The 18,455-nt window shown below is 67.9% G+C and carries 19 protein-coding genes; 13 read left to right on the plus strand and 6 right to left on the minus strand.

Going from position 1 to position 18,455, the window contains the following annotated elements; genetic code table 11:
* Positions 1 to 37: 37 nt before the first annotated feature.
* The 3 genes from D0B54_RS04285 to D0B54_RS04295 form a co-directional block, all read right to left on the minus strand.
* Positions 38 to 1,306: an NADH:flavin oxidoreductase/NADH oxidase family protein gene (locus D0B54_RS04285; RefSeq protein WP_117289517.1), complete on the minus strand. Its 1,269-nt coding sequence runs from the start codon at positions 1,304 to 1,306 to the stop codon at positions 38 to 40.
* A gap of 199 nt (positions 1,307 to 1,505) precedes the next feature.
* Positions 1,506 to 1,901 (minus strand): hypothetical protein, encoded by a 396-nt coding sequence (locus tag D0B54_RS04290; RefSeq protein WP_162932199.1) that lies wholly within the window; start codon positions 1,899 to 1,901, stop codon positions 1,506 to 1,508.
* The gene (locus D0B54_RS04295; protein ID WP_117289521.1) at positions 1,901 to 2,803 is read right to left on the minus strand and encodes a LysR family transcriptional regulator; all 903 of its coding nucleotides are present in this window, start codon (positions 2,801 to 2,803) and stop codon (positions 1,901 to 1,903) included. The genes D0B54_RS04290 and D0B54_RS04295 overlap by 1 nt, the downstream gene beginning before the upstream one ends.
* 87 nt (positions 2,804 to 2,890) lie before the next feature.
* Here D0B54_RS04295 and D0B54_RS04300 point away from each other — a divergent pair, with 87 nt between their 5' ends.
* The 11 genes from D0B54_RS04300 to D0B54_RS04350 all read left to right on the plus strand — a co-directional run bounded on the left by D0B54_RS04300 (position 2,891) and on the right by D0B54_RS04350 (position 13,555).
* Complete coding sequence (locus D0B54_RS04300) at positions 2,891 to 3,595, plus strand: histidine phosphatase family protein (RefSeq protein WP_117289523.1); 705 nt, start codon at positions 2,891 to 2,893, stop codon at positions 3,593 to 3,595.
* A gap of 10 nt (positions 3,596 to 3,605) precedes the next feature.
* Positions 3,606 to 4,376: an SDR family oxidoreductase gene (locus D0B54_RS04305; protein WP_117289525.1), complete on the plus strand. Its 771-nt coding sequence runs from the start codon at positions 3,606 to 3,608 to the stop codon at positions 4,374 to 4,376.
* Positions 4,373 to 5,203 carry an SDR family NAD(P)-dependent oxidoreductase gene (locus D0B54_RS04310; RefSeq protein ID WP_117289527.1) on the plus strand — a complete coding sequence of 277 codons (831 nt, stop codon included), beginning with the start codon at positions 4,373 to 4,375 and terminating at the stop codon, positions 5,201 to 5,203. The genes D0B54_RS04305 and D0B54_RS04310 overlap by 4 nt, the downstream gene beginning before the upstream one ends.
* A gap of 166 nt (positions 5,204 to 5,369) precedes the next feature.
* Complete coding sequence (locus D0B54_RS04315) at positions 5,370 to 6,353, plus strand: NADPH:quinone oxidoreductase family protein (RefSeq protein ID WP_117289529.1); 984 nt, start codon at positions 5,370 to 5,372, stop codon at positions 6,351 to 6,353.
* Entirely contained in the window at positions 6,350 to 7,426 is a 1,077-nt protein-coding gene (locus D0B54_RS04320) for a phosphotransferase (protein ID WP_117289531.1), read from the plus strand. Before D0B54_RS04315 ends, D0B54_RS04320 begins: the two co-directional genes overlap by 4 nt.
* A 144-nt stretch (positions 7,427 to 7,570) precedes the next feature.
* A complete protein-coding gene (locus D0B54_RS04325) occupies positions 7,571 to 8,821 on the plus strand; it encodes an acyl-CoA dehydrogenase (RefSeq protein WP_117289533.1) in 1,251 nt (416 codons plus the stop codon).
* A gap of 47 nt (positions 8,822 to 8,868) precedes the next feature.
* Positions 8,869 to 9,633 carry an SDR family NAD(P)-dependent oxidoreductase gene (locus D0B54_RS04330; protein ID WP_117289535.1) on the plus strand — a complete coding sequence of 255 codons (765 nt, stop codon included), beginning with the start codon at positions 8,869 to 8,871 and terminating at the stop codon, positions 9,631 to 9,633.
* 20 nt (positions 9,634 to 9,653) lie between these two features.
* On the plus strand, positions 9,654 to 10,730 hold the full coding sequence (locus D0B54_RS04335) for a DUF2855 family protein (RefSeq protein ID WP_117289537.1): 1,077 nt from the start codon (positions 9,654 to 9,656) through the stop codon (positions 10,728 to 10,730).
* A gap of 1 nt (position 10,731) precedes the next feature.
* Positions 10,732 to 11,610 (plus strand): alpha/beta fold hydrolase, encoded by an 879-nt coding sequence (locus D0B54_RS04340; protein WP_162932200.1) that lies wholly within the window; start codon positions 10,732 to 10,734, stop codon positions 11,608 to 11,610.
* Positions 11,611 to 11,743: 133 nt separating this feature from the next.
* On the plus strand, positions 11,744 to 12,757 hold the full coding sequence (locus D0B54_RS04345; RefSeq protein WP_205527271.1) for an NADP-dependent oxidoreductase: 1,014 nt from the start codon (positions 11,744 to 11,746) through the stop codon (positions 12,755 to 12,757).
* Positions 12,758 to 12,910: 153 nt separating this feature from the next.
* Positions 12,911 to 13,555, plus strand: a complete 645-nt coding sequence (locus D0B54_RS04350; RefSeq protein WP_117289540.1) for a hypothetical protein — start codon at positions 12,911 to 12,913, stop codon at positions 13,553 to 13,555.
* A gap of 46 nt (positions 13,556 to 13,601) precedes the next feature.
* Here the strand turns inward: D0B54_RS04350 and D0B54_RS04355 are convergent, their stop codons facing one another.
* From D0B54_RS04355 to D0B54_RS04365, 3 genes are all read right to left on the minus strand, one after another.
* Positions 13,602 to 14,054, minus strand: a complete 453-nt coding sequence (locus tag D0B54_RS04355) for an FAD-binding oxidoreductase (RefSeq protein WP_117289542.1) — start codon at positions 14,052 to 14,054, stop codon at positions 13,602 to 13,604.
* Positions 14,055 to 14,072: 18 nt separating this feature from the next.
* Positions 14,073 to 15,992 (minus strand): M48 family metallopeptidase, encoded by a 1,920-nt coding sequence (locus tag D0B54_RS04360; protein ID WP_117289547.1) that lies wholly within the window; start codon positions 15,990 to 15,992, stop codon positions 14,073 to 14,075.
* A 100-nt stretch (positions 15,993 to 16,092) separates the two neighbouring features.
* A complete protein-coding gene (locus D0B54_RS04365) occupies positions 16,093 to 16,677 on the minus strand; it encodes a LemA family protein (protein ID WP_117289549.1) in 585 nt (194 codons plus the stop codon).
* A gap of 45 nt (positions 16,678 to 16,722) precedes the next feature.
* On the opposite strand from D0B54_RS04365, the gene D0B54_RS04370 reads away from it, so the two are divergent.
* Positions 16,723 to 18,045 carry an Hsp70 family protein gene (locus tag D0B54_RS04370; RefSeq protein ID WP_240433547.1) on the plus strand — a complete coding sequence of 441 codons (1,323 nt, stop codon included), beginning with the start codon at positions 16,723 to 16,725 and terminating at the stop codon, positions 18,043 to 18,045.
* Positions 18,046 to 18,150: 105 nt separating this feature from the next.
* Entirely contained in the window at positions 18,151 to 18,453 is a 303-nt protein-coding gene (locus D0B54_RS04375) for a hypothetical protein (RefSeq protein ID WP_117289552.1), read from the plus strand.
* Positions 18,454 to 18,455: the final 2 nt, after the last annotated feature.

Here is an 18,455-nt window from a genome sequence, read left to right on the forward strand (position 1 = left end):
CGCCTGGTTGGAGAGGGAGCCGAGCGTGCGTCCGGCCTTACGAAGCCCGCAGCCTTCTCGTCCTGAACGTATTCCAGCCATTCTCGATCATGCCGATCGCGAAAGCCTGCAGGCCCGACTCGCGCGGCCTGGGGTTGCCGCCGTCGCCGATGCGGCGCAGCTGGCGCGTGTACCAGGCCACTTCCATCAGGCCCATGCGGTCCACCATGCCGATGCCGGTGACGATCGGGCGGATGCTGTGGCGCGGTTCTTCGCCGGCGAGCAGGCGCGACGGCACGTCCGGCTCCACCGCCAGCTGGCGGCCGAGGCCGACGAAGTCGATGGCGCCGTCGCCCACCGCCTGCGCCATGCCGTCGAGGCTGCGGAAGCCGCCGGTGAGCATCAGCGGCACCTTCACCGCGGCGCGCACCTTCTCGGCGAACTCCAGGAAGTAGGCCTCGCGGCTGCGCGTGCTGGCCTTCTGCGTGATGCCGGTCATCGCCGGTGCCTCGTAGGTGCCGCCGGAAATCTCGACCAGGTCGATGCCGGCCTCCACCAGCGCGCGGATCGCGTCCAGCGATTCGTCCTCGGTGAAGCCGCCGCGCTGGAAATCCGCCGAGTTCAGCTTGATGCCGATGGGGAAGTCCTTGCCGACCTGGCGGCGCATCTCGGCCAGCACTTCCAGCACGAAGCGGCGGCGGTTCTCGGCGCTGCCGCCCCAGCGATCGCTGCGGCGGTTGTGGTGCGGCGACAGGAACTGGCTGACGAGGTAGCCGTGCGCGCCGTGGATCTGCACGCCGGTGAAGCCGGCCTTTTTCGCGATGCGCGCGGTGTTGCCGTAGCGCTGGATCAGGCCTTCGATCTCGGCGTCGGTCAGCTCGCGCGGCATGGCGAAGAACGCCGCCATGTCGGCGCGGAAGCCCACGGCCGAGGGCGACACCGTTTCGCGGTTGAGCCCCTTGGGCGACTGCTTGCCCGGGTGGTTCACCTGCATCCACAGCTGGCCGCCGCGGCGCGTGCCGGCCGCCGCCCAGCGCCGCAGCGCCGGCAGGTCGGACTCGTCTTCCACCACCACGTTGCCCGGTTCGCCCAGCGCGCGGCGGTCGATCATGACGTTGCCGGTGATGCACAGGCCGATGCCGCCGTCGGCCCAGCGCGCGTAGAGCCGCTCCAGGCGCTCGGTCGGGCGGTTGTCCATCGTGCCCAGGGCCTCGCTCAGCGCCGACTTGGCCAGGCGGTTGGGTACCGCCACGCCGTTGGGCAGGCGGAAGGACTGGGCCAGCGTCTGGGCGGGGGACTTCGGGGCAGTCTTGGGGCGGGAGGCCATGGCGATCTTCCGGGAGGGTTCTAAAAGGGCACTCAGGTTAGGCGCCGCCGCGCCGCGGGACCAGTGCCGTGCATACCGGGCGGCATGTCCGAAGGGTCACTGTGTTTTGTTTAAAATAACTATATTTTTATATAAATAATCACAATCTTTAGCGATCAGGCGACTGCGCTTGAGCGGAGCTGCGGGACAGGAACAGGCCCTAATACGCCTGTGCAGGCGGCTCCGGCCTGGCCGCCAGTACCGGCTGGCAGGTCTCCCAGAGGGTGCCCCAGGCATCGCGCTCCTGGGCTTCGGCGCGCTGGCGGTCCAGCGGTTTCATGCCGCTGGCGCCGCGGCGGTAGGCGCGGCTGAGGTCGTAATGCAGGATCGCCGAATGGATCTGCCGCGCGCGCCAGGGGTGGACCTGCGGCGCCACCTCGCGACAGCGCTGCACCAGCGTGTGCGCGGGGACGAAGGTCGGCTGCGGCGGGGGCTGCGGCCGCGGCACTGGCTCGGGGTCCCAGCTAGTGGCGCAGGCGCTGAGCCCGGCGACGAGCAATGCGGCAAGCAGGCGTGTGGTCGGCATGAGGCTGCCGTTGCAAGAAACGGTCCGCATCAGCTCTCGAAGGACTGGATCAGCTGGTCGCGCAGCCAGACGTTGGCCGGCTCCTGCTCGACATTGACGTGCCAGTAGAGGTAGGCGTCGAGCATAGGCACGGACAGGGGGAAGGGCAGGATGCGGTTGTTGTACTGGCGGTTGGCGATGCGGGCATAGCTCTCGGGCATGGTCAGCACCAGGTCGGTGAGGCTCACCACGCGGCAGGCGGCGAAGTAATGCTGACAGCGCAGGCGCACGCGGCGTTCCACGCCCAGGCGGCTCAGTTCCACGTCCTCCAGCCCGGGGCCGCTGCGGCGCGAGCTGACCAGGATATGGTCCTGGCGCAGGTAGGTGTCCATGTCCATGCCTTCGCCCACCGCCGGATGGTCGGCGCGCACGATCACCACCAGCGGGTCGGCGGCGATGCGGATGCGGCGGATGTTGTCGGACATCGACAGCAGGGTGTCGATGGCGGCGTCCACCGTGCCGGCGGCCAGTTCGGCCTCCAGCTCGCGGCGGTCCACGCGCACGGTGTTGACCGAGATCTGCGGCGCGCTGTCGGTGATGCGGCGCATCAGCACCGGCAACAGGGTCGCCTCGAGCACGTCGCGCACCGACAGGGTGAAACGGCGTTCCGTGCTGGCGGGGTCGAAGCGCGATACCTCGTTGAGCGTGATCTCCAGGCCGCGCAACGAGCGCCGCACCGGCTCGATCAGGCTGCGCGCCAGCGGCGTCGGCACCATGGCGCGGCCGTCGCGCTCGAACAGGGGGTCGCCGAACATCTCGCGCAGCCGCCCCAGGGCATGGCTGATGGCCGGCTGGGTCAGGTTGAGCTTGCGGCTGGCACGGGTAATCCCGCCCTCCGTGTAGATGGCGTCCAGCACCACGAACAGGTTCAGGTCGATCCGGTTCAGATTCATTTCATTTATGGACGCTGATTCAATCTATTCATTTGAATGATTGTATGGAGGCTCCTAAGCTCCCGGCAACTCGAAAAACGGTGATCCATGGGGCAGATCTTCCTGGTGCGGCATGGTCAGGCGTCGTTCGGCGCCGCCGACTATGACCAGCTTTCCCCGCTCGGCTACGAGCAGTCGCGGCTGCTGGGCGTCTGGTTCGCCCAGTGCGGCATGAGCTTCGACCGCGTCGTGGTGGGGGGGCTGAAGCGCCACCGCCAGACCGCCGAGGCCTGCCTGGGGGCCATGACCGGGATGCCGCCGGAACCGGAATGGGTGATCGACGCCGGCCTGGAAGAGTACGACCACGTGCAGATGCTCAACGTCAGCCGGCCGGATCTGCAGGCGAAAGCGGCGATGGGTGGCTACCTGGCGCAGCACGACAACCCGCGCCGCGCCTTCCAGCAGCTGTTCGAGGACGCCATGGGCCGCTGGATGAGCGGCCAGTACGACGCCGAGTACCGCGAGAGCTGGCTGGGTTTCCGCGGCCGCTGCGTCGGCGCCCTGCAGCGTGTGCTCAGCGACACCGACAAGTCGAAGCGCGCCGTGGTGTTCACCTCCGGCGGGCCGATGGCCGCCATCTCGCAGGAGCTGCTGGGCCTGAGCGACGCGCGCACGGCGGCGCTGAACTGGACCATCGCCAACAGCTCGTTCACCAAGCTGCTGCAACTGCCCGGCCAGATCACCATCAGCTACATGAATGCCTACCCGCACCTGGAACAGACGCGGGAACCGAAAAATATTACCTACCGTTGAGGAACCCCTGATGACCCCCACCGAACTGTTCAGCCTGAAAGGCAAGATCGCCCTGGTCACCGGCGCCAGCCGCGGCATCGGCGAGTCCATCGCCCGCACGCTGGCCGACGCCGGCGCGCACGTGATCGTGTCCAGCCGCAAGCTGCCGGACTGCGAGAAGGTGGCGGAATCGATCCGCGCCGCCGGCGGCAGTTCCGAGGCCATCGCCTGCCATATCGGCGAGATGGCGCAGATCGACAACATCTTCGCCGAGATCGAGCAGAAGCACGGCCGCCTCGACATCCTGGTCAACAACGCCGCCACCAACCCGCACTTCGGCCCGATCTGGGAAACCGACCTCGGTGCCTTCCAGAAGACCGTGGACGTCAACATCCGCGGCTACTTCTTCATGTCCTCCAGGGGCGTGAAGGCGATGGCGAAGAACGGCGGCGGCAGCATCGTCAACGTCGCCTCGGTCAACGGCGTGATCCCGGGCCCGCTGCAGGGCATCTACTCCATCACCAAGGCGGCGGTCATCTCCATGACCCAGGCCTTCGCCCGCGAGTGCGCGCCGCAGAAGGTGCGCGTCAATGCGCTGCTGCCGGGCTTCACCGACACCAAGTTCGCCGCCACCCTGGTGCAGAACAAGCAGATCGTCACCAAGGTGCTGGAGCACGTGCCGATGAACCGCGTGGCCCAGCCCGACGAAATGGCCGGCACGGTGCTGTACCTGGTTTCGCCGGCGGCGAGCTACACCACCGGCGTGGCGCTCAACGTCGACGGCGGATACCTGATCGCATGAAGACGCTCGCCGGCAAGGTCGCCGTCATCACCGGTGCGGGCAGCGGCTTCGGCCGCGAGCTGGCGCTGCTCTGCGCGCAGGAAGGCATGCGCCTGTCGCTGGCCGACGTCGACGAAAAGGGCCTGCAGGCGACCAGGGACCTGCTGCCCGCCGGCACCGCCGCGCTGCTGCAGCGCTGCGACGTCTCGCAGTCCTGGCAGGTGCAGCAGCTGGCCGAGCGCACCTACGCCGAGTACGGCAGCGTGCAACTGCTGTTCAACAACGCCGGCGTCGCCGTGGCCGGCCCCACCTGGACCACCACCGAGCAGGACTGGGAATGGGTGCTGGGCGTGAATCTCATGGGCGTGGTGCACGGCATCCGCAACTTCGTGCCGCGCATGCTCAAGCAGGGCGACGAGTGCCACATCGTCAACACCGCCTCGGTCGCCGGCCTGCTGGCCGTGCCGGCCTCCAGCGTCTACTGCGTCAGCAAGCACGGCGTGGTGGTGATGTCGGAGTGCCTGCACCATGAACTGGAGGCGGCCAAGGCCAGCATCGGCGTGTCCGTGCTGTGCCCGGCCTACGTCAACACCGGCATCGCCGACGCCGCGCGCAACCGCCCCGGCGAGCTGGCCGCCGCCAATCCCGAGGCCGCGGCCTACGAGGAGCGCGTGCGCCAGGCGGTGAAGAAGGGAAAGATCAGCGCCGCCGACGTGGCGCGCGTGACGATCGATGCGGTGAAGGAAAACCGCTTCTATATCCTGACCCACGCCAACATCAAGCCCGCCGTGGAGATGCGCCTGCGCGACATCATCGATGGTGGGCAACCGCGGAATCCGATGCCGTGATGAACCCCGAACCGTTCATCTGCCGTGATGAACCCCGAACCGTTCATCCCGAGTGCCGCGAAGCGGTGTATCGAGGGACGTGCTGCACCTCGATACGCGACGCTTCGCGGCGCTACTCGGTGTGAACGGTTCATTTAATCCTAGAAAGCTAGACAAGGACTCACCCATGAAAGCCCTGATCTGCAACCAATGGGCGCCGCCCGAGGCGCTGGTGCTGGAAGACCGTCCCGACCCCACGCCGGGCGACAACGATGCGGTGGTGCGTGTGCACGCCGCCGGCGTCAATTTCCCCGACACGCTGATCGTGCAGGGCAAGTACCAGTTCAAGCCGGAATTCCCGTTTTCGCCGGGCGGCGAATGCGCCGGCGTGATCGAGTCGGTCGGGGCCAAGGTCAAGCACGTCAAGCCGGGCGACAAGGTGATCTGCTTCAGCGGCTGGGGCGCGTTCGCCGAGCTGCTGGTGACCGACGCCCGCGCCGTGCTGCCGATGCCCGAGGGCCTGGACTTCGTCACCGCCTCTTCGTTCGTGATGACCTATGCCACCTCCTACCACGCGCTGAAGGACCGCGCGAAGCTCAAGGCCGGCGAAACGCTGCTGGTACTCGGTGCTTCCGGCGGTGTCGGCCTGGCGGCCATCGAGATCGGCAAGGTCCTGGGCGCGCGCGTCATCGCGGCCGCCTCCAGTCCCGAGAAGCTGGCGGTGTGCAAGGAGCACGGCGCCGACGAACTGATCGACTACAGCAAGGAAGACCTGAAGGAACGCCTCAAGGCGCTCACCGGCGGCAAGGGCGTGGACGTCACCTATGACCCGGTCGGCGGTGCCTACACCGAGGTGGCGCTGCGCTCCACCGCCTGGCGCGGCCGCCTGCTGGTGATCGGCTTCGCCAACGGCGAGATCCCGAAGATTCCCATCAACCTGGCGCTGCTCAAGGGCTGCGACATCGTCGGCGTGTTCTGGGGCGACTACGCCAAGCGCGAGCCGATGAACAACCTGACCGACCTGCGCGTGCTGATCGGCTGGCTCAAGGAAGGCAAGCTCAAGCCGCATATCGCCGGCACCTTCCCGTTGTCGCGTGGTGCCGAGGCGATCCGCCTGCTGATGGACCGCCGCGTTTCCGGAAAGCTCGTCGTCACCCCGCAGGAGATCTGAGCGTGTCGGACCAGAAGGATTTCACCGGCACGATGCCGGTGCAGGAAAAGCACCAGTTCGACGCCGTCGCGCTGGAAAGCTATCTCTCGAAGAACGTCGAGGACTTCGCCGGGCCGCTGACGGTGGAGCAGTTCAAGGGCGGGCAGTCCAATCCCACCTACAAGCTGATCACGCCGGGCCGCAAGTACGTGCTGCGGCGCAAGCCGCCGGGCAAGCTGCTGGCCTCGGCCCACGCCGTGGACCGCGAGTACAAGGTCATCACCGCGCTGGCCAGGACCGATGTGCCGGTGGCCAAGACCTACGCGCTCTGCGAGGACGACAGCATCATCGGCACGCCGTTCTACGTCATGGACTGCGTCGAGGGCCGCATCATGTGGGACCCGGCGCTGCCGGATTCCACGCCGGAACAGCGCCGCGCGATCTTCCAGGAAATGAACCGCGTGATGGCCGCGCTGCACAAGGTGGACTACCAGGCCGTGGGCCTGGGCGACTACGGCAAGCCCGGCAACTACTTCGCGCGCCAGATCGACCGCTGGAGCAAACAGTACCGCGCCTCCGAAACCGGGAAGATCGAGGCCTTCGACCAGCTGATCGAATGGCTGCCGGCCAACATCCCGCCGGGCGACGAGACCAGCGTGGTCCACGGCGACTACCGCCTGGACAACATGATCTTCCATCCCACCGAGCCGCGCGTGCTGGCCGTGCTGGACTGGGAGCTGTCGACGCTGGGGCACCCCCTGGCGGACTTCTCCTACCACTGCATGACCTGGCACATCCCCAAGGGCGTGTTCCGCGGCCTGGCCGGCTACAAGCTGGCCGAGCTGGGCATCCCCTCGGAGGCCGAGCACATCGCCGCCTACTGCCAGCGCACCGGCCGTGACGCTATCGACCCGGGACACTGGGATTTCTACATCGCCTACAACCTGTTCCGCCTCGGCGCGATCCTGCAGGGCATCGCCGGCCGCGTGAAGGACGGCACTGCCGCCAGCAAGCAGGCGGTGGCGATGGGGGCGGCGGCAAGGCCGCTTGCTGAGATGGCGTGGCAGAAGGTGCAGCAGATAGGCAAGAAGTAATCACCAATCGAACCCCTCTCCCGCTTGCGGGAGAGGGGCAGGGGAGAGGGTTTCTGTAACTCCTGCAAGCTCTACAGAACCCCTCTCTCCCACCTCTCTCCCGCAAGCGGGAGAGAGGAGACCAGACGACGAGGAGATACCCAGATGGATTTCGAATACTCGCAGAAAGTGAAGGACCTGCAGGCTCGCCTCAATGCCTTCATGGACGAGCACATCTACCCCAACGAGAAGAAGTTCTTCGAGCAGGTGGCCGCTGGCGACCGTTGGCAGCCGACGCAGATCATCGAGGAGATGAAGGACAAGGCCAAGGCCGCCGGCCTGTGGAACCTGTTCCTGCCCGAGTCCTCGCGCGGCGCCGGCCTGACCAACCTCGAGTACGCCCCGCTCTGCGAGATCATGGGCCGTGTGCTGTGGGCGCCGGAGGTGTTCAACTGCTCCGCACCCGACACCGGCAACATGGAAGTGCTGGAGCGCTACGGCAGCGAGGAGCACAAGGAGCGCTGGCTCAAGCCGCTGCTCAACGGCGAGATCCGCTCGGCCTTCGCCATGACCGAGCCGGCCGTGGCCTCGTCCGACGCCACCAACATCGCCAGCTCGATCGTGCGTGACGGCGACGACTACGTGATCAACGGCCGCAAGTGGTGGACTTCGGGCGCCAATGACCCGCGCTGCAAGATCTTCATCTTCATGGGCAAGACCGACCCGGACAACCCGAGCCGCCACAGTCAGCAGTCGATGATCCTGATCCCGCGCGACACCCCGGGCGTCAAGATCCTGCGTCACCTGCCGGTGTTCGGCTACGACGACGCGCCGCATGGCCACGCCGAGATCGACTTCGACAACGTGCGCGTGCCGGCCTCCAACATGCTGCTGGGCGAAGGCCGCGGCTTCGAGATCGCACAGGGCCGCCTCGGCCCCGGGCGCATCCATCACTGCATGCGCCTGATCGGCCTGGCCGAGCGCGCGCTGGAGAAGATGTGCCAGCGCGCGCTGACGCGCACCGCCTTCGGCAAGCCGGTGGCAGCGCAGACCGTGACCTTGGAGCGCATCGCCGATGCGCGCATCGCGATCGACTCCTCGCGCCTGCTGACGCTGAAGGCCGCGTACATGATGGACAAGGTCGGCAACAAGGTTGCGGCCAAGGAAATCGCGATGATCAAGGTCGCCGCGCCGATCATGGCCTGCCAGGTGATCGACTGGGCGATGCAGGTCCACGGCGCTGGCGGCATGACCGACGACTTCGGCCTGTCTTACGCCTACGCGCAGGCGCGCACCCTGCGCCTGGCCGACGGTCCGGACGAGGTGCACCGCAACGCCATCGGCAAGATGGAGCTGGGGCGTTACGTGCCCAAGGAAGCGATGGCGGCCTACACCTCCTCGCGGGCGAAGAAGTAAGCCTCCCTCTGCCTGTCTCGAACCTGTCTCGAAAAGGAGGCCAGGGCATGGACAAGCTGTTCGATCTGAAGGACCGGGTGGCCGTCGTCACCGGCGGCAGTCGCGGTCTGGGCCTGGAGATGGCGCGCGGCTTTGCCGCGCAGGGCGCGCATGTCGTGATCGCCAGCCGCAAGCTGGAGGCCTGCGAGGCGGTGGCCGAGGAGTTGCGCAAGGCGCATGGTGTGCGCGCCTTGCCGGTGGCCTTCCACGCCGGCCGCTGGGAGGACGCCACGCGGCTGATGGCGGTGGTGCAGCAGGAGTTCGGCCGCCTCGACATCCTGGTCAACAACGCCGGCGCCTCGCCGCTGTATCCCTCGCTGGGCGAGATCGGCGAAGACCTGTGGAACAAGGTGCTGAACCTGAACCTCAAGGGTCCGTTCCGCCTGTCGGTGCTCGCCGCCGAGCAGATGGCCAGGGCCGGGGGCGGCAGCATCATCAACGTCAGCAGCATCGCCGCGCTGCAGCCCAGCGAGCACGAGCTGCCCTACGCCATGGCCAAGAGCGCGCTGCACACCATGGCAGCGGGCATGTCGCACATGTACGGCGGCAAGGTGCGCATCAACACCATCGTGCCCGGCGCCTTCCTGACCGACATCGCCAAGGCCTGGCCCGAGCCGCTGCGCGACAGCATCAACCGCAGCGTGCCGGCAGGCCGTGCGGGTGATCCGAAGGAAATCGTCGGCGCGGCGCTGTACCTCGCATCCGACGCGTCCTCCTACACCAGCGGTGCCGTCATCAAGGTCGACGGTGGCCTGACCTACAGTCGCGGTTGATCTCTCCCCCGGAGTAAACCATGCACGCATTCGATTTCGAAGTGGCCCGAAAGGATTTGCGCCAGTGCCGCGTGGCCGAGGCGGCGGTGCCGGAAATCCAGGACGGGCAGGTGCTGCTTCGTGTCGAGCGCTTCGCGCTCACCGCCAACAACGTCACCTACGGTGTCTTCGGCGACGCCATGCAGTACTGGCAGTTCTTCCCGGCGGCCGAAGGCTGGGGGCGTATCCCGGTCTGGGGTTTCGCGCGGGTGGAGCGCTCGCGCTGCGCGGAGATCGCCGAGGGTGAGCGCGTCTACGGCTACCTGCCGATGTCCTCGCACCTCGTGGTGCAGCCGGGCCGCGTCGGGGCCACCAGTTTCATGGATGGCACGGCCCATCGCCGCGCGCTGCCCGCCGCCTACCAGCTCTACCGCCGTGTCTCGGCAGATCCGGCGCATGATCCGGGGCAGGAAGACGAGCAGGCGTTGTTGTCGCCGCTCTACATCACGTCTTTCCTGATCGAGGATTTCCTCGCCGACAACGAACTGTTCGGTGGCCGCTCGGTGGTCATTGCCAGCGCGTCCAGCAAGACCGCGCTGGGCGTGGCGCAGCGCCTGTCGCTGAACCGCCCGCAGTCCTGCGAGGTGATCGGCCTGACCTCGCCGCGCAACCGCGGGTTCTGCGAGCAGCTCGGGCACTACGACCGGGTGCTGGGCTACGACGCGCTGGAGAGCCTGCCGTCCGACGTGCCTGGCGTCTACGTCGACATGTCCGGCGACGGCGGCCTGCTGTCGCGTGTGCACAATCATTTCCGTGAATCGCTGCAGCACAGCTGCATCGTCGGCGCCACCCACTGGGAGGAACGCCAGACCCAGCACGCCCTGCCGGGCGCCAAGCCGCAGTTCTTCTTCGCGCCGGGCCAGATCAAGAAGCGCACGCAGGACTGGGGTCCCGGCGGTATCGACCAGCGTTTCGCCGTCGCCTGGGCGGAATTCCTGCCGTCGCTGCGCCGCTGGCTGCGCGTGCAGCACCATGCGCCGGCGCAGTGGCAGGCGATATGGGGCGAGCTGGTCGCAGGCCGCACGGCGCCCGAGACCGGGCACATCCTGGAGACCTGAGATGCTCGCCCACGCCCTCGACAGCCTGCTGAACCGTTCGTTCTCCGAGCCGGATGCTGCTGCCTGGCCGGTGGGTACGCGCAGGGTCGATACCCGCGCTGGCCGCATCCGGGTGTTGGACACTGGAGGCAAGGGGCCGGTGGTGCTGATGGTGCCCGACGGTCCCAATGTCATCGAGCACCATGCCGATGTGCTCGCTCGGCTCCGCCCGCATGCGCGCGTGGTCTGCTTCGACCTGCCGGGCTTCGGCTGGTCGAAGCCGCCCATGAGCTACCGCCACCGCCTGCAGGACGGCGCCGCCGCGGTGCTGGCGGTGATGGATGCGCTGGAGATTCGCGAGGCGGCGCTGCACTTCAGCTGCGCCAACGGCCTCTACGCCATCGCCGCCGCGAAGCTCGCGCCGCAGCGCATCCGCCGCCTGCTGCTGTGCCAGACGCCGTCGATGCAGAGCATGCGCGGCTGGACGCAGAAGAACGTGCCGAAGCCGCTGCAGGTCCCGGTGGTCGGGCAAGTGCTGATGCGCGTGGCGCGCCGCCGCTTCGCCGGCGTCTGGTACGGCATCGCCCTGCCCGACAAGTCGCGCTTCGACGAATTCCACGCACCCGCCGATCACGCGCTGACGCATGGGGCTTGCTTCTGCCTGGCCGGCGTCGTGCAGGGGCTGTCGCATGCGCGCGACGGTGAACTGGAGGGCGTGAAGACGCCGACCCTGTTGATCTGGGGCGACCGCGACCGCAGCCATCGCCGCACGCGCGCCGAATCCCTGCAGGACCTGATGCCGCAGGCCCGCGTCGAGCACTTTGCCGACTGCGGACATTTCCCCGACCTCGAACAACCCCAGCGCTACGCCGAACTGGCGCTAGCCACGATCAACGCCTGAGCCTGAAAGCAGTAATGGTCCGCAAATGAACGCAAATAAACACGAATGGATCAAGCAGAAACGCCCTGCTTCTATTTGCGTTCTTTGCGTTCATTTGCGGACTGCTGATTGACACTCACAACTGGAGAACCACATGACGATCAACCACCAGATCCGCCTCGCTGCCCGCCCGATGGGCCTGCCCAAGGACAGCGACTGGCAGCGCACCGAGGAGCCGATGCCCGAGCCGGCGGAAGGCCAGTTCCTGGTCAAGGTGCTGTACCTGTCGCTGGACCCGGCGATGCGCGGCTGGATGAACGACGGCAAGTCCTACATCCCGCCGGTGGGCCTGGGCGAGGTGATGCGCGCCGGCGCGGTCGGCAAGGTCATCGCCTCGAAGCACCCGAAGTTCTCGGTCGGCGAGGTCGTGGTCGGCACCTTCGGCGTGCAGGAATATGCGCTGTCCGACGGTCGCGCGGTGAACAAGATCGACCCCGGCCTGGCGCCGCTGCCGGTCTGGCTCGGCACCCTGGGCATGCCCGGCATGACCGCCTACTTCGGCCTGCTGGAAGTGGGCGAGGCCAAGGCGGGAGAGACCGTGGTGGTGTCCGGCGCGGCCGGTGCCGTGGGCGGCGTGGTCGGCCAGATCGCGAAGATCAAGGGCTGCCGCGTGGTCGGCATCGCCGGCGGCGCCGACAAGTGCCGCTATGCCGTCGAGGAGATGGGCTTCGACGCCTGCATCGACTACAAGGCCGAGGACGTGAAGACGGCCTTGAAGCAGCACTGCCCCAAGGGCATCGACGTCTACTTCGATAACGTCGGCGGCGACATCCTCGACGCGGCGCTGACCCAGATCACGCGCGGCGCGCGCATCGTCATCTGCGGCGCGATCTCGCAGTACAACAACACCACGCCGGTGAAGGGCCCCAGCAACTACATGTCGCTGCTGGTCAACCGCGCCTCGATGAAGGGCATGGTGGTGTTCGACTACGCCGACCGCTATGCCATCGCCGGCCGCGAGATGGCCGGCTGGCTGGTCGCCGGCAAGCTGAAGTCGCGCGAGGACATCGTCGAGGGCCTGCAGACCTTCCCCGAGACCCTGCTCAAGCTGTTCAAGGGCGAGAACACCGGCAAGCTGGTGCTGAAGGTGGCAGACGATCACGAATAAGCCTACTGCACGGCCCGATCTTGCATCTCCGGTGCTCGCCGTACTTCAGTACGGCTCCGCTCCTCGATGCAACCTCGGGCCGTTCGCTACGGCTTCTTCGCAATCGTCGGGGAGCTTTCCAAAGGCTGGTGGGAAGGGGGTAGAGTAGGCCGCATGAGCGATCTGAAACCCATTTCCTACGCCGAGTTCGGCCACAACTTCATCCGCCAGGTGGTCAATGCCGGCCGCCTGCGCAAGGAGATCGAGGGCCTGCTGCAGGAGACCATCGACGGCTCGCTGAAGCGCATGCCGGCCGACCTGATCGTCGGCTCCTATTCCTTCCGTGTGCGCGACGTGCAGGTCGAGCCGCGCATGGAGTTGCTGCCCAAGGTCGGTTTCCGGCTCGAGCTGTTCGGCGACATGCTGCTGGAGCTGCGCATCCTCAACATCCCCTTCGACGTCGATATCGACGTGCTGATCCATGTCGATCTCGACGTGGAGACCTACGAGCCGCTGATCATGAAGCTGGTGCCGCGGCCCATCGAGCCGGACAACGTGCGCCTGCGCTTCGACGGCCGCAACATTCCCGGTGAGCTGCTGCACCGCGCACAGGTGCTGGAGCCGCTGGTGCGCGAGCAGATCGTGCGCCAGGCCAACAAGCGTATCGGCGGCAGTTCGCTGGCCAAGGCGGCGACGATCGATGTGCTGAAGATGGCGCAGTCGGCGCGTGTCGGCGGCAAGCCTGCGGCATCGGAGGCGCCGGTCGCCGAGGTGCACGGCCGGCCGGCGGATGGCGGGCCGCCGCAGGATACGAACTAGAGCTGTTGGCTACACCCACCCTGTCGCGAGCAAGCTCGCGACCAGGTCATTCAGGTGACCGGCCACAAGCCTGCGCCTTCCCGGCGCGATAGCTTCCTTCCATCTCCGCCGCCTTGAGCTGCTCCGCCTCGCTCAGCGCCTCGTAACCCCGCCCTCTTGGCCAGCCATACCCCCAGCGGAACGGCGTGCCCAGCTGCGGCGCGCCACCGGCCCGCACCCCCGCCAGCATCGTCTCCGCCAGCGCCTTGTCGCCGGTCTTCGCCACCACGCAGTCGCGCAGCTGCCGGTCGGCCTGCAGCCGCTCTTCCTCCGTGCCGCCCTTCCAGTAGGCCAGGTCATGCGCCAGGCAGCAGCCGCACCAGTCCGTCTTGCCCAGCGGCGCGCGGTCGGGGAACAGGCTGCAGCCATCGCTGGCGAAAGGGCGCAGGCCCTGCGTCGCGGCGCAGCCGGACAGCAGCAGTGCCGCCAGCAGGGCAGGGCGCAGCAGGAGCGTCGGCATGTCTTGTCCGCGAGCCGCTCAGGGCTCGCCCAGCGCCGGCGGCAGCGGGCAGCGCAGCGCGCCGCAGATCACCCGCAGCAACTCGGCCTCGGCGACGGTGACGCGGCCGTCGTGCTGCAGCACGCGCACCAGCGCTTCCAGCAGCATTTCCTTGGCCATTGGCCGCAGCTGGTCCAGCTGTTCCAGGGCGCGGTCCAGCGCGGCATGCCAGTCCTGCACGGGGTCGTAGCGCAGGGTGCGGCGCGGCAGCAGATGCTGGCTGCCCACCAGGAAGGCGGCGCGCGCGGTTGCCGCGTCGGCATGCCCCTGCTGCGCCAGTGTCGCCAGTACCACCGCGATGGCATCGGCGCAGGTATCCAGCGAGGCGTTGCCGGCGGGCCTGGCGGCCGCCGGGTGCAGCAGGTCCTGCAGCTGCTGGCGCAGCAGGCGGCCCAGGCAGTATTCGAACAGGCTGATGCGGCCGTCGCACTGGATCAGCTGCCCGATCGCGCGCATCAGCTGGCCCAGCTCGGCGTGCGGCAGCGAGCGCAGGGCGGGGAAGGCCAGCGAGGCCAGCGGCAGGCGCTGCGAGGGATGCAGCGGCGCCAGCGACTCGGCCAGCCCGGCCGCGCCCTCGCTGCGGCGCGTGCCGCAGGCCTCGCCCAGCAGCTTCAGCTGTGCGGCGCGCTGCGTGGCGTCGCGGTCCAGCAGCAGGGCGCAGAGCAGGTCCGGCGCGGTGGCGGGTTCGCGTGCCATCGACGCGAGCGCATGGGGCAGGGAGCGGTGCACCACGGTGGCCAGCAGCAGGTCGGCGTCGGTCGGCGCGGCCACCTGCGCGCCGACGCCCGCCGCGCGCAGCATGACGCTGGACTGCGGCGACTGCAGCGCCGACACCGGCGAGCCGGAGACGTCCTCGTCGTCGATGCGGAAGCCCGGATCGTTCCAGGTCCGCGCCAGCGCCGCGATGCTGGAGGGCGCGAAGCCGGGCTCCAGCTTGCGGATGCGCTGCAGGATCGGCGGGTGGGTGGCGAACAGCGCGCCGTAGCCGATGCCGTCGCCGAACAGCATGTGGCTGACGTCCTCGCGCGAGGCGTTGTCCAGCTTCGCCCCCTTGTCGATGCCGGAGAGCTTCTTCAGCGCGCCGGCGATGCCCGAGGCCTGGCGGGTGAACTGCACCGAGGAGGCGTCGGCCAGGTATTCGCGCGAGCGCGACACGCCGGCGCGGATCAGCTGGCCGAAGAGGTAGCCGAGGTAGCCGACGAGGGTCATCGCCAGGCCCGCCGCGACGCCGGCGGCGATCGCCCGCGCGTCGTCGGCTTCCAGTGACAGGCGCATCAGCTTGCGGCCGGCGATGGCGATCACCAGGATGCCGAACAGCAGGCCCATCATGCGGATGTTGAGGCGCATGTCGCCGTTGAGGATATGGCTGAACTCGTGGCCGATGACGCCCTGCAGTTCATCGCGCGTGAGCTTGTCCAGCGCGCCGCGGGTGACGGCCACCGCCGCGTCCGTCGGCGCGTAGCCGGCGGCGAAGGCGTTGATGCCGGTCTCCTGCGGCAGCCAGTAGATCGCCGGCACCGGCACGCCGGAGGCGATGGCCATCTCCTCCACGACGTTGCGCAGGCGGCGCAGCTGCGGGTCGCGGCTGTCGGGTGGGACCAACTCGCCGCCCAGCGCCGAGACCACGGCCGAGCCGCCGCGGCCCAGTGCCAGTGTCTTGAACAGCGAGGCCAGGGCGATGACGCCGGCACTGAGGCCGGCGGTCCAGGCCAGCACGGCCTGGTGGTCGCGGGCGATCAGCGCCAGCGGGCGCGCGCCCTGCTCGGGCTCGCCCAGGCTCAGCACCAGCAGCATCAGCGCCACCAGGCCGCCGACGACGCCGGCCACCGCCAGCAGGAACATCGCCACCAGCCGGCGCGAATTGCTGCGGGCCTGGGCCTGGTGCTCGAAGAAGTTCATGGGCGGGTCAGCCCTGTAGGAGCGGCCGTTGGCCGCGAACGCCGGTCGACATGATCACCTTGCTTCGCGGCGGACAGCCGCTCCTGCGGGCAAGCACCATTCAGTTGAAAGACACCTTCGGCGCCGCGCGCGCCGCCGGCGTTTCCAGCTGCAGCATCTGCGCCGGGTTGAAGCCGAAGGAGCCGGCGACGATGCTGTTGGGGAAGACCTCGCGCTTGTTGTTGTAGCTCATCACGGCGTCGTTGTAGGCCTGGCGGGCGAAGGCGACGCGGTTCTCGGTGGAGCTGAGTTCTTCGGTCAGCTGCATCATGTTCTGGTTGGCCTTGAGGTCGGGGTAGGCCTCGGCCAGCGCCATGAAGCGCGTCATCGCGCCGGCCAGCATGCCCTCGGCGCCCTGCAATTGCTGGATCGCCTGCGGGTCGCCCGGGTTGGCCTGGGCGGCCTTGAGGCCGGACACCGCCTGGTTGCGGGCGGAGATCACCGCCTCCAGGGTTTCGCGCTCGTGCTTGAGGTAGCCCTTGGCGGTTTCCACCAGGTTGGGAATCAGGTCGTAACGCCGCTGCAGCTGCACGTCGATCTGCGAGAAGGCGTTCTTGTAGCCGTTGCGCGAAGTGACCAAGCCATTGTAAATGGCGATAAAAAAGACGATGACCAGCAGCACGGCGACGAGCAGGATCCATCCCATGTAAGGTTCTCCGTTAGAGGCTGCGGCCGACGTTAGCATCCCCCCATGACCCTGCAAAGCGGCGGCACGCCGGCGCGGCTGCGGGTAGAATCGCGACCCTTTTTAATCCTTGCCCCCATGAAGCCCTACGCCGGCATCGATTTCGGTACCTCCAACTCCGCCGTCTGCCTCGGCGGGGCGGGCCCCCTGGGCCTGGTGGCGCTGGAGCAGGACCGGCCGACGCTGCCCAGCGCGGTGTTCTACAACGCCGACGAGCAGACCACCGTGTTCGGCCGCCAGGCCGTCGCCGAGTATCAGGCGGGCTACAGCGGCCGCCTGCTGCGTTCGCTCAAGAGCCTGCTGGGCAGCGAGCTGCTGGGCGAGACCACCCTGGTCAACGGCAGGTCCGTGGCCTACCGCGAGATCATTTCCGGCTTCATGGCACACCTGAAGCGGCGTGCCGAGGAGCAGGCCGGCGGAGCGGTGGAGCGCGTGGTGCTGGGCCGCCCGGTGCACTTCGTCGACGACGATGCCACCCGCGATCGCGCCGCCGAGAATTCGATGCGGGAAATCGCCGGGGAGATCGGCTTCCGCGAGGTCTGCTTCCAGTACGAGCCGATCGCGGCCGCCTTCGATTACGAGACCGGCCTGGACCGCGAGGTCCTGGCCCTGGTGGTGGACATCGGCGGCGGCACCTCGGACTTCTCCCTGGTGCGCCTGGGCCCTGATCGCGCCGGCAAGCTGGACCGCAGCGCCGACGTGCTGGCCAGCGACGGCGTGCACATCGCCGGCACCGACTTCGACCAGCAGCTGAGCCTGGTTTCGGTGATGCCCTGCCTGGGCCTGAACAGCCCCGGCCGCGAGGGCAAGCCGGTGCCCTCGCATATCTATTTCGAGCTGGCCACTTGGCACCGCATCAACTTCCTCTACACCCCCCGCGCCCTGTCCAACGCCGAGACCCTGCGGCCGTTCTACAAGACGCCGAACTTCCACAACCGCCTGATGAAGGTGCTGCGCGACCGCGAAGGTCACCGCTTGGCCGGCCTGGTGGAGGACGCCAAGGTGGCGGTTGCCGACGGCGGTCGCAACCGCATGGACCTGGCCTTCGTCGAAAAGGGCCTGATGACCACGGTCAACCAGGAAACGCTGGCTTTCGCCATCGACGACGCCCTGCGACGCATCGTCGACACCGCGCTGGAGACCGTAAAGCGGGCAAATGTCACAGCCGCGGAAGTAGACACGGTGTACATTACAGGCGGATCGACCGGTATTCGCGTGCTGCGCGAGGCCATCGCTGCCGCCTTCCCGGGTAGCGAGCAGGTGATCGGCGACCCGTTCGCGAGCGTGGCGCGCGGCCTGGGGGTGTATGCGGGGCGGGTGTATGGCTGAAACCATGCGGGGGCATGGATAAAACATACTGGCCGCATCCGTTCGGGCCAGAACGGCGTAATGCTTGCGGAGTGCCAGGGTGTTTGCGGCTAAAAAGGCCGGTGTATGGGGATACGCGAAGGGCTGGGCTTCACCGGCGGAGAGCGCGAGGAACTCCAGCGCAGCTTCGAGCGGGCGGCCGCCCAGATGCCCGCGATGTTCCGGCCCTTCTGGCACCGCTGGGAGGAGGCCGACACTGTCCCGCCGGAATTCCTGGTCTACGCCGAAAACGGTTCCCTGGTGCTGCGCCTGACGCGACTCAATTCCGGCGGCTACCGCGCCGCCGGCATCACCGCCCAGGGCTCGGTGATCTACGCCGTGGCCGCCCGCAGCATTCCCGAGGCGCTGCGGGCAGCCGGGCTTCTGTAGTT

The sequence above is a fragment of the Solimonas sp. K1W22B-7 genome, from assembly GCF_003428335.1.
GTDB lineage: Bacteria > Pseudomonadota > Gammaproteobacteria > Nevskiales > Nevskiaceae > Solimonas_A.

What these genes read in the sequence shown, in the direction of transcription:
- D0B54_RS04310 (WP_117289527.1), top strand. Translation starts at nt 4,373, where the DNA reads ATGAAGACGCTCGCCGGCAAGGTCGCCGTCATCACCGGTGCGGGCAGC.
- D0B54_RS04285 (WP_117289517.1), bottom strand. Translation starts at nt 1,306, where the DNA reads ATGGCCTCCCGCCCCAAGACTGCCCCGAAGTCCCCCGCCCAGACGCTG.
- D0B54_RS04325 (WP_117289533.1), top strand. Translation starts at nt 7,571, where the DNA reads ATGGATTTCGAATACTCGCAGAAAGTGAAGGACCTGCAGGCTCGCCTC.
- D0B54_RS04290 (WP_162932199.1), bottom strand. Translation starts at nt 1,901, where the DNA reads ATGCGGACCGTTTCTTGCAACGGCAGCCTCATGCCGACCACACGCCTG.
- D0B54_RS04370 (WP_240433547.1), top strand. Translation starts at nt 16,723, where the DNA reads ATGACCCTGCAAAGCGGCGGCACGCCGGCGCGGCTGCGGGTAGAATCG.
- D0B54_RS04315 (WP_117289529.1), top strand. Translation starts at nt 5,370, where the DNA reads ATGAAAGCCCTGATCTGCAACCAATGGGCGCCGCCCGAGGCGCTGGTG.
- D0B54_RS04365 (WP_117289549.1), bottom strand. Translation starts at nt 16,677, where the DNA reads ATGGGATGGATCCTGCTCGTCGCCGTGCTGCTGGTCATCGTCTTTTTT.
- D0B54_RS04300 (WP_117289523.1), top strand. Translation starts at nt 2,891, where the DNA reads ATGGGGCAGATCTTCCTGGTGCGGCATGGTCAGGCGTCGTTCGGCGCC.
- D0B54_RS04355 (WP_117289542.1), bottom strand. Translation starts at nt 14,054, where the DNA reads ATGCCGACGCTCCTGCTGCGCCCTGCCCTGCTGGCGGCACTGCTGCTG.
- D0B54_RS04330 (WP_117289535.1), top strand. Translation starts at nt 8,869, where the DNA reads ATGGACAAGCTGTTCGATCTGAAGGACCGGGTGGCCGTCGTCACCGGC.
- D0B54_RS04305 (WP_117289525.1), top strand. Translation starts at nt 3,606, where the DNA reads ATGACCCCCACCGAACTGTTCAGCCTGAAAGGCAAGATCGCCCTGGTC.
- D0B54_RS04375 (WP_117289552.1), top strand. Translation starts at nt 18,151, where the DNA reads ATGGGGATACGCGAAGGGCTGGGCTTCACCGGCGGAGAGCGCGAGGAA.
- D0B54_RS04350 (WP_117289540.1), top strand. Translation starts at nt 12,911, where the DNA reads ATGAGCGATCTGAAACCCATTTCCTACGCCGAGTTCGGCCACAACTTC.
- D0B54_RS04345 (WP_205527271.1), top strand. Translation starts at nt 11,744, where the DNA reads ATGACGATCAACCACCAGATCCGCCTCGCTGCCCGCCCGATGGGCCTG.
- D0B54_RS04360 (WP_117289547.1), bottom strand. Translation starts at nt 15,992, where the DNA reads ATGAACTTCTTCGAGCACCAGGCCCAGGCCCGCAGCAATTCGCGCCGG.
- D0B54_RS04295 (WP_117289521.1), bottom strand. Translation starts at nt 2,803, where the DNA reads ATGAATCTGAACCGGATCGACCTGAACCTGTTCGTGGTGCTGGACGCC.
- D0B54_RS04340 (WP_162932200.1), top strand. Translation starts at nt 10,732, where the DNA reads ATGCTCGCCCACGCCCTCGACAGCCTGCTGAACCGTTCGTTCTCCGAG.
- D0B54_RS04335 (WP_117289537.1), top strand. Translation starts at nt 9,654, where the DNA reads ATGCACGCATTCGATTTCGAAGTGGCCCGAAAGGATTTGCGCCAGTGC.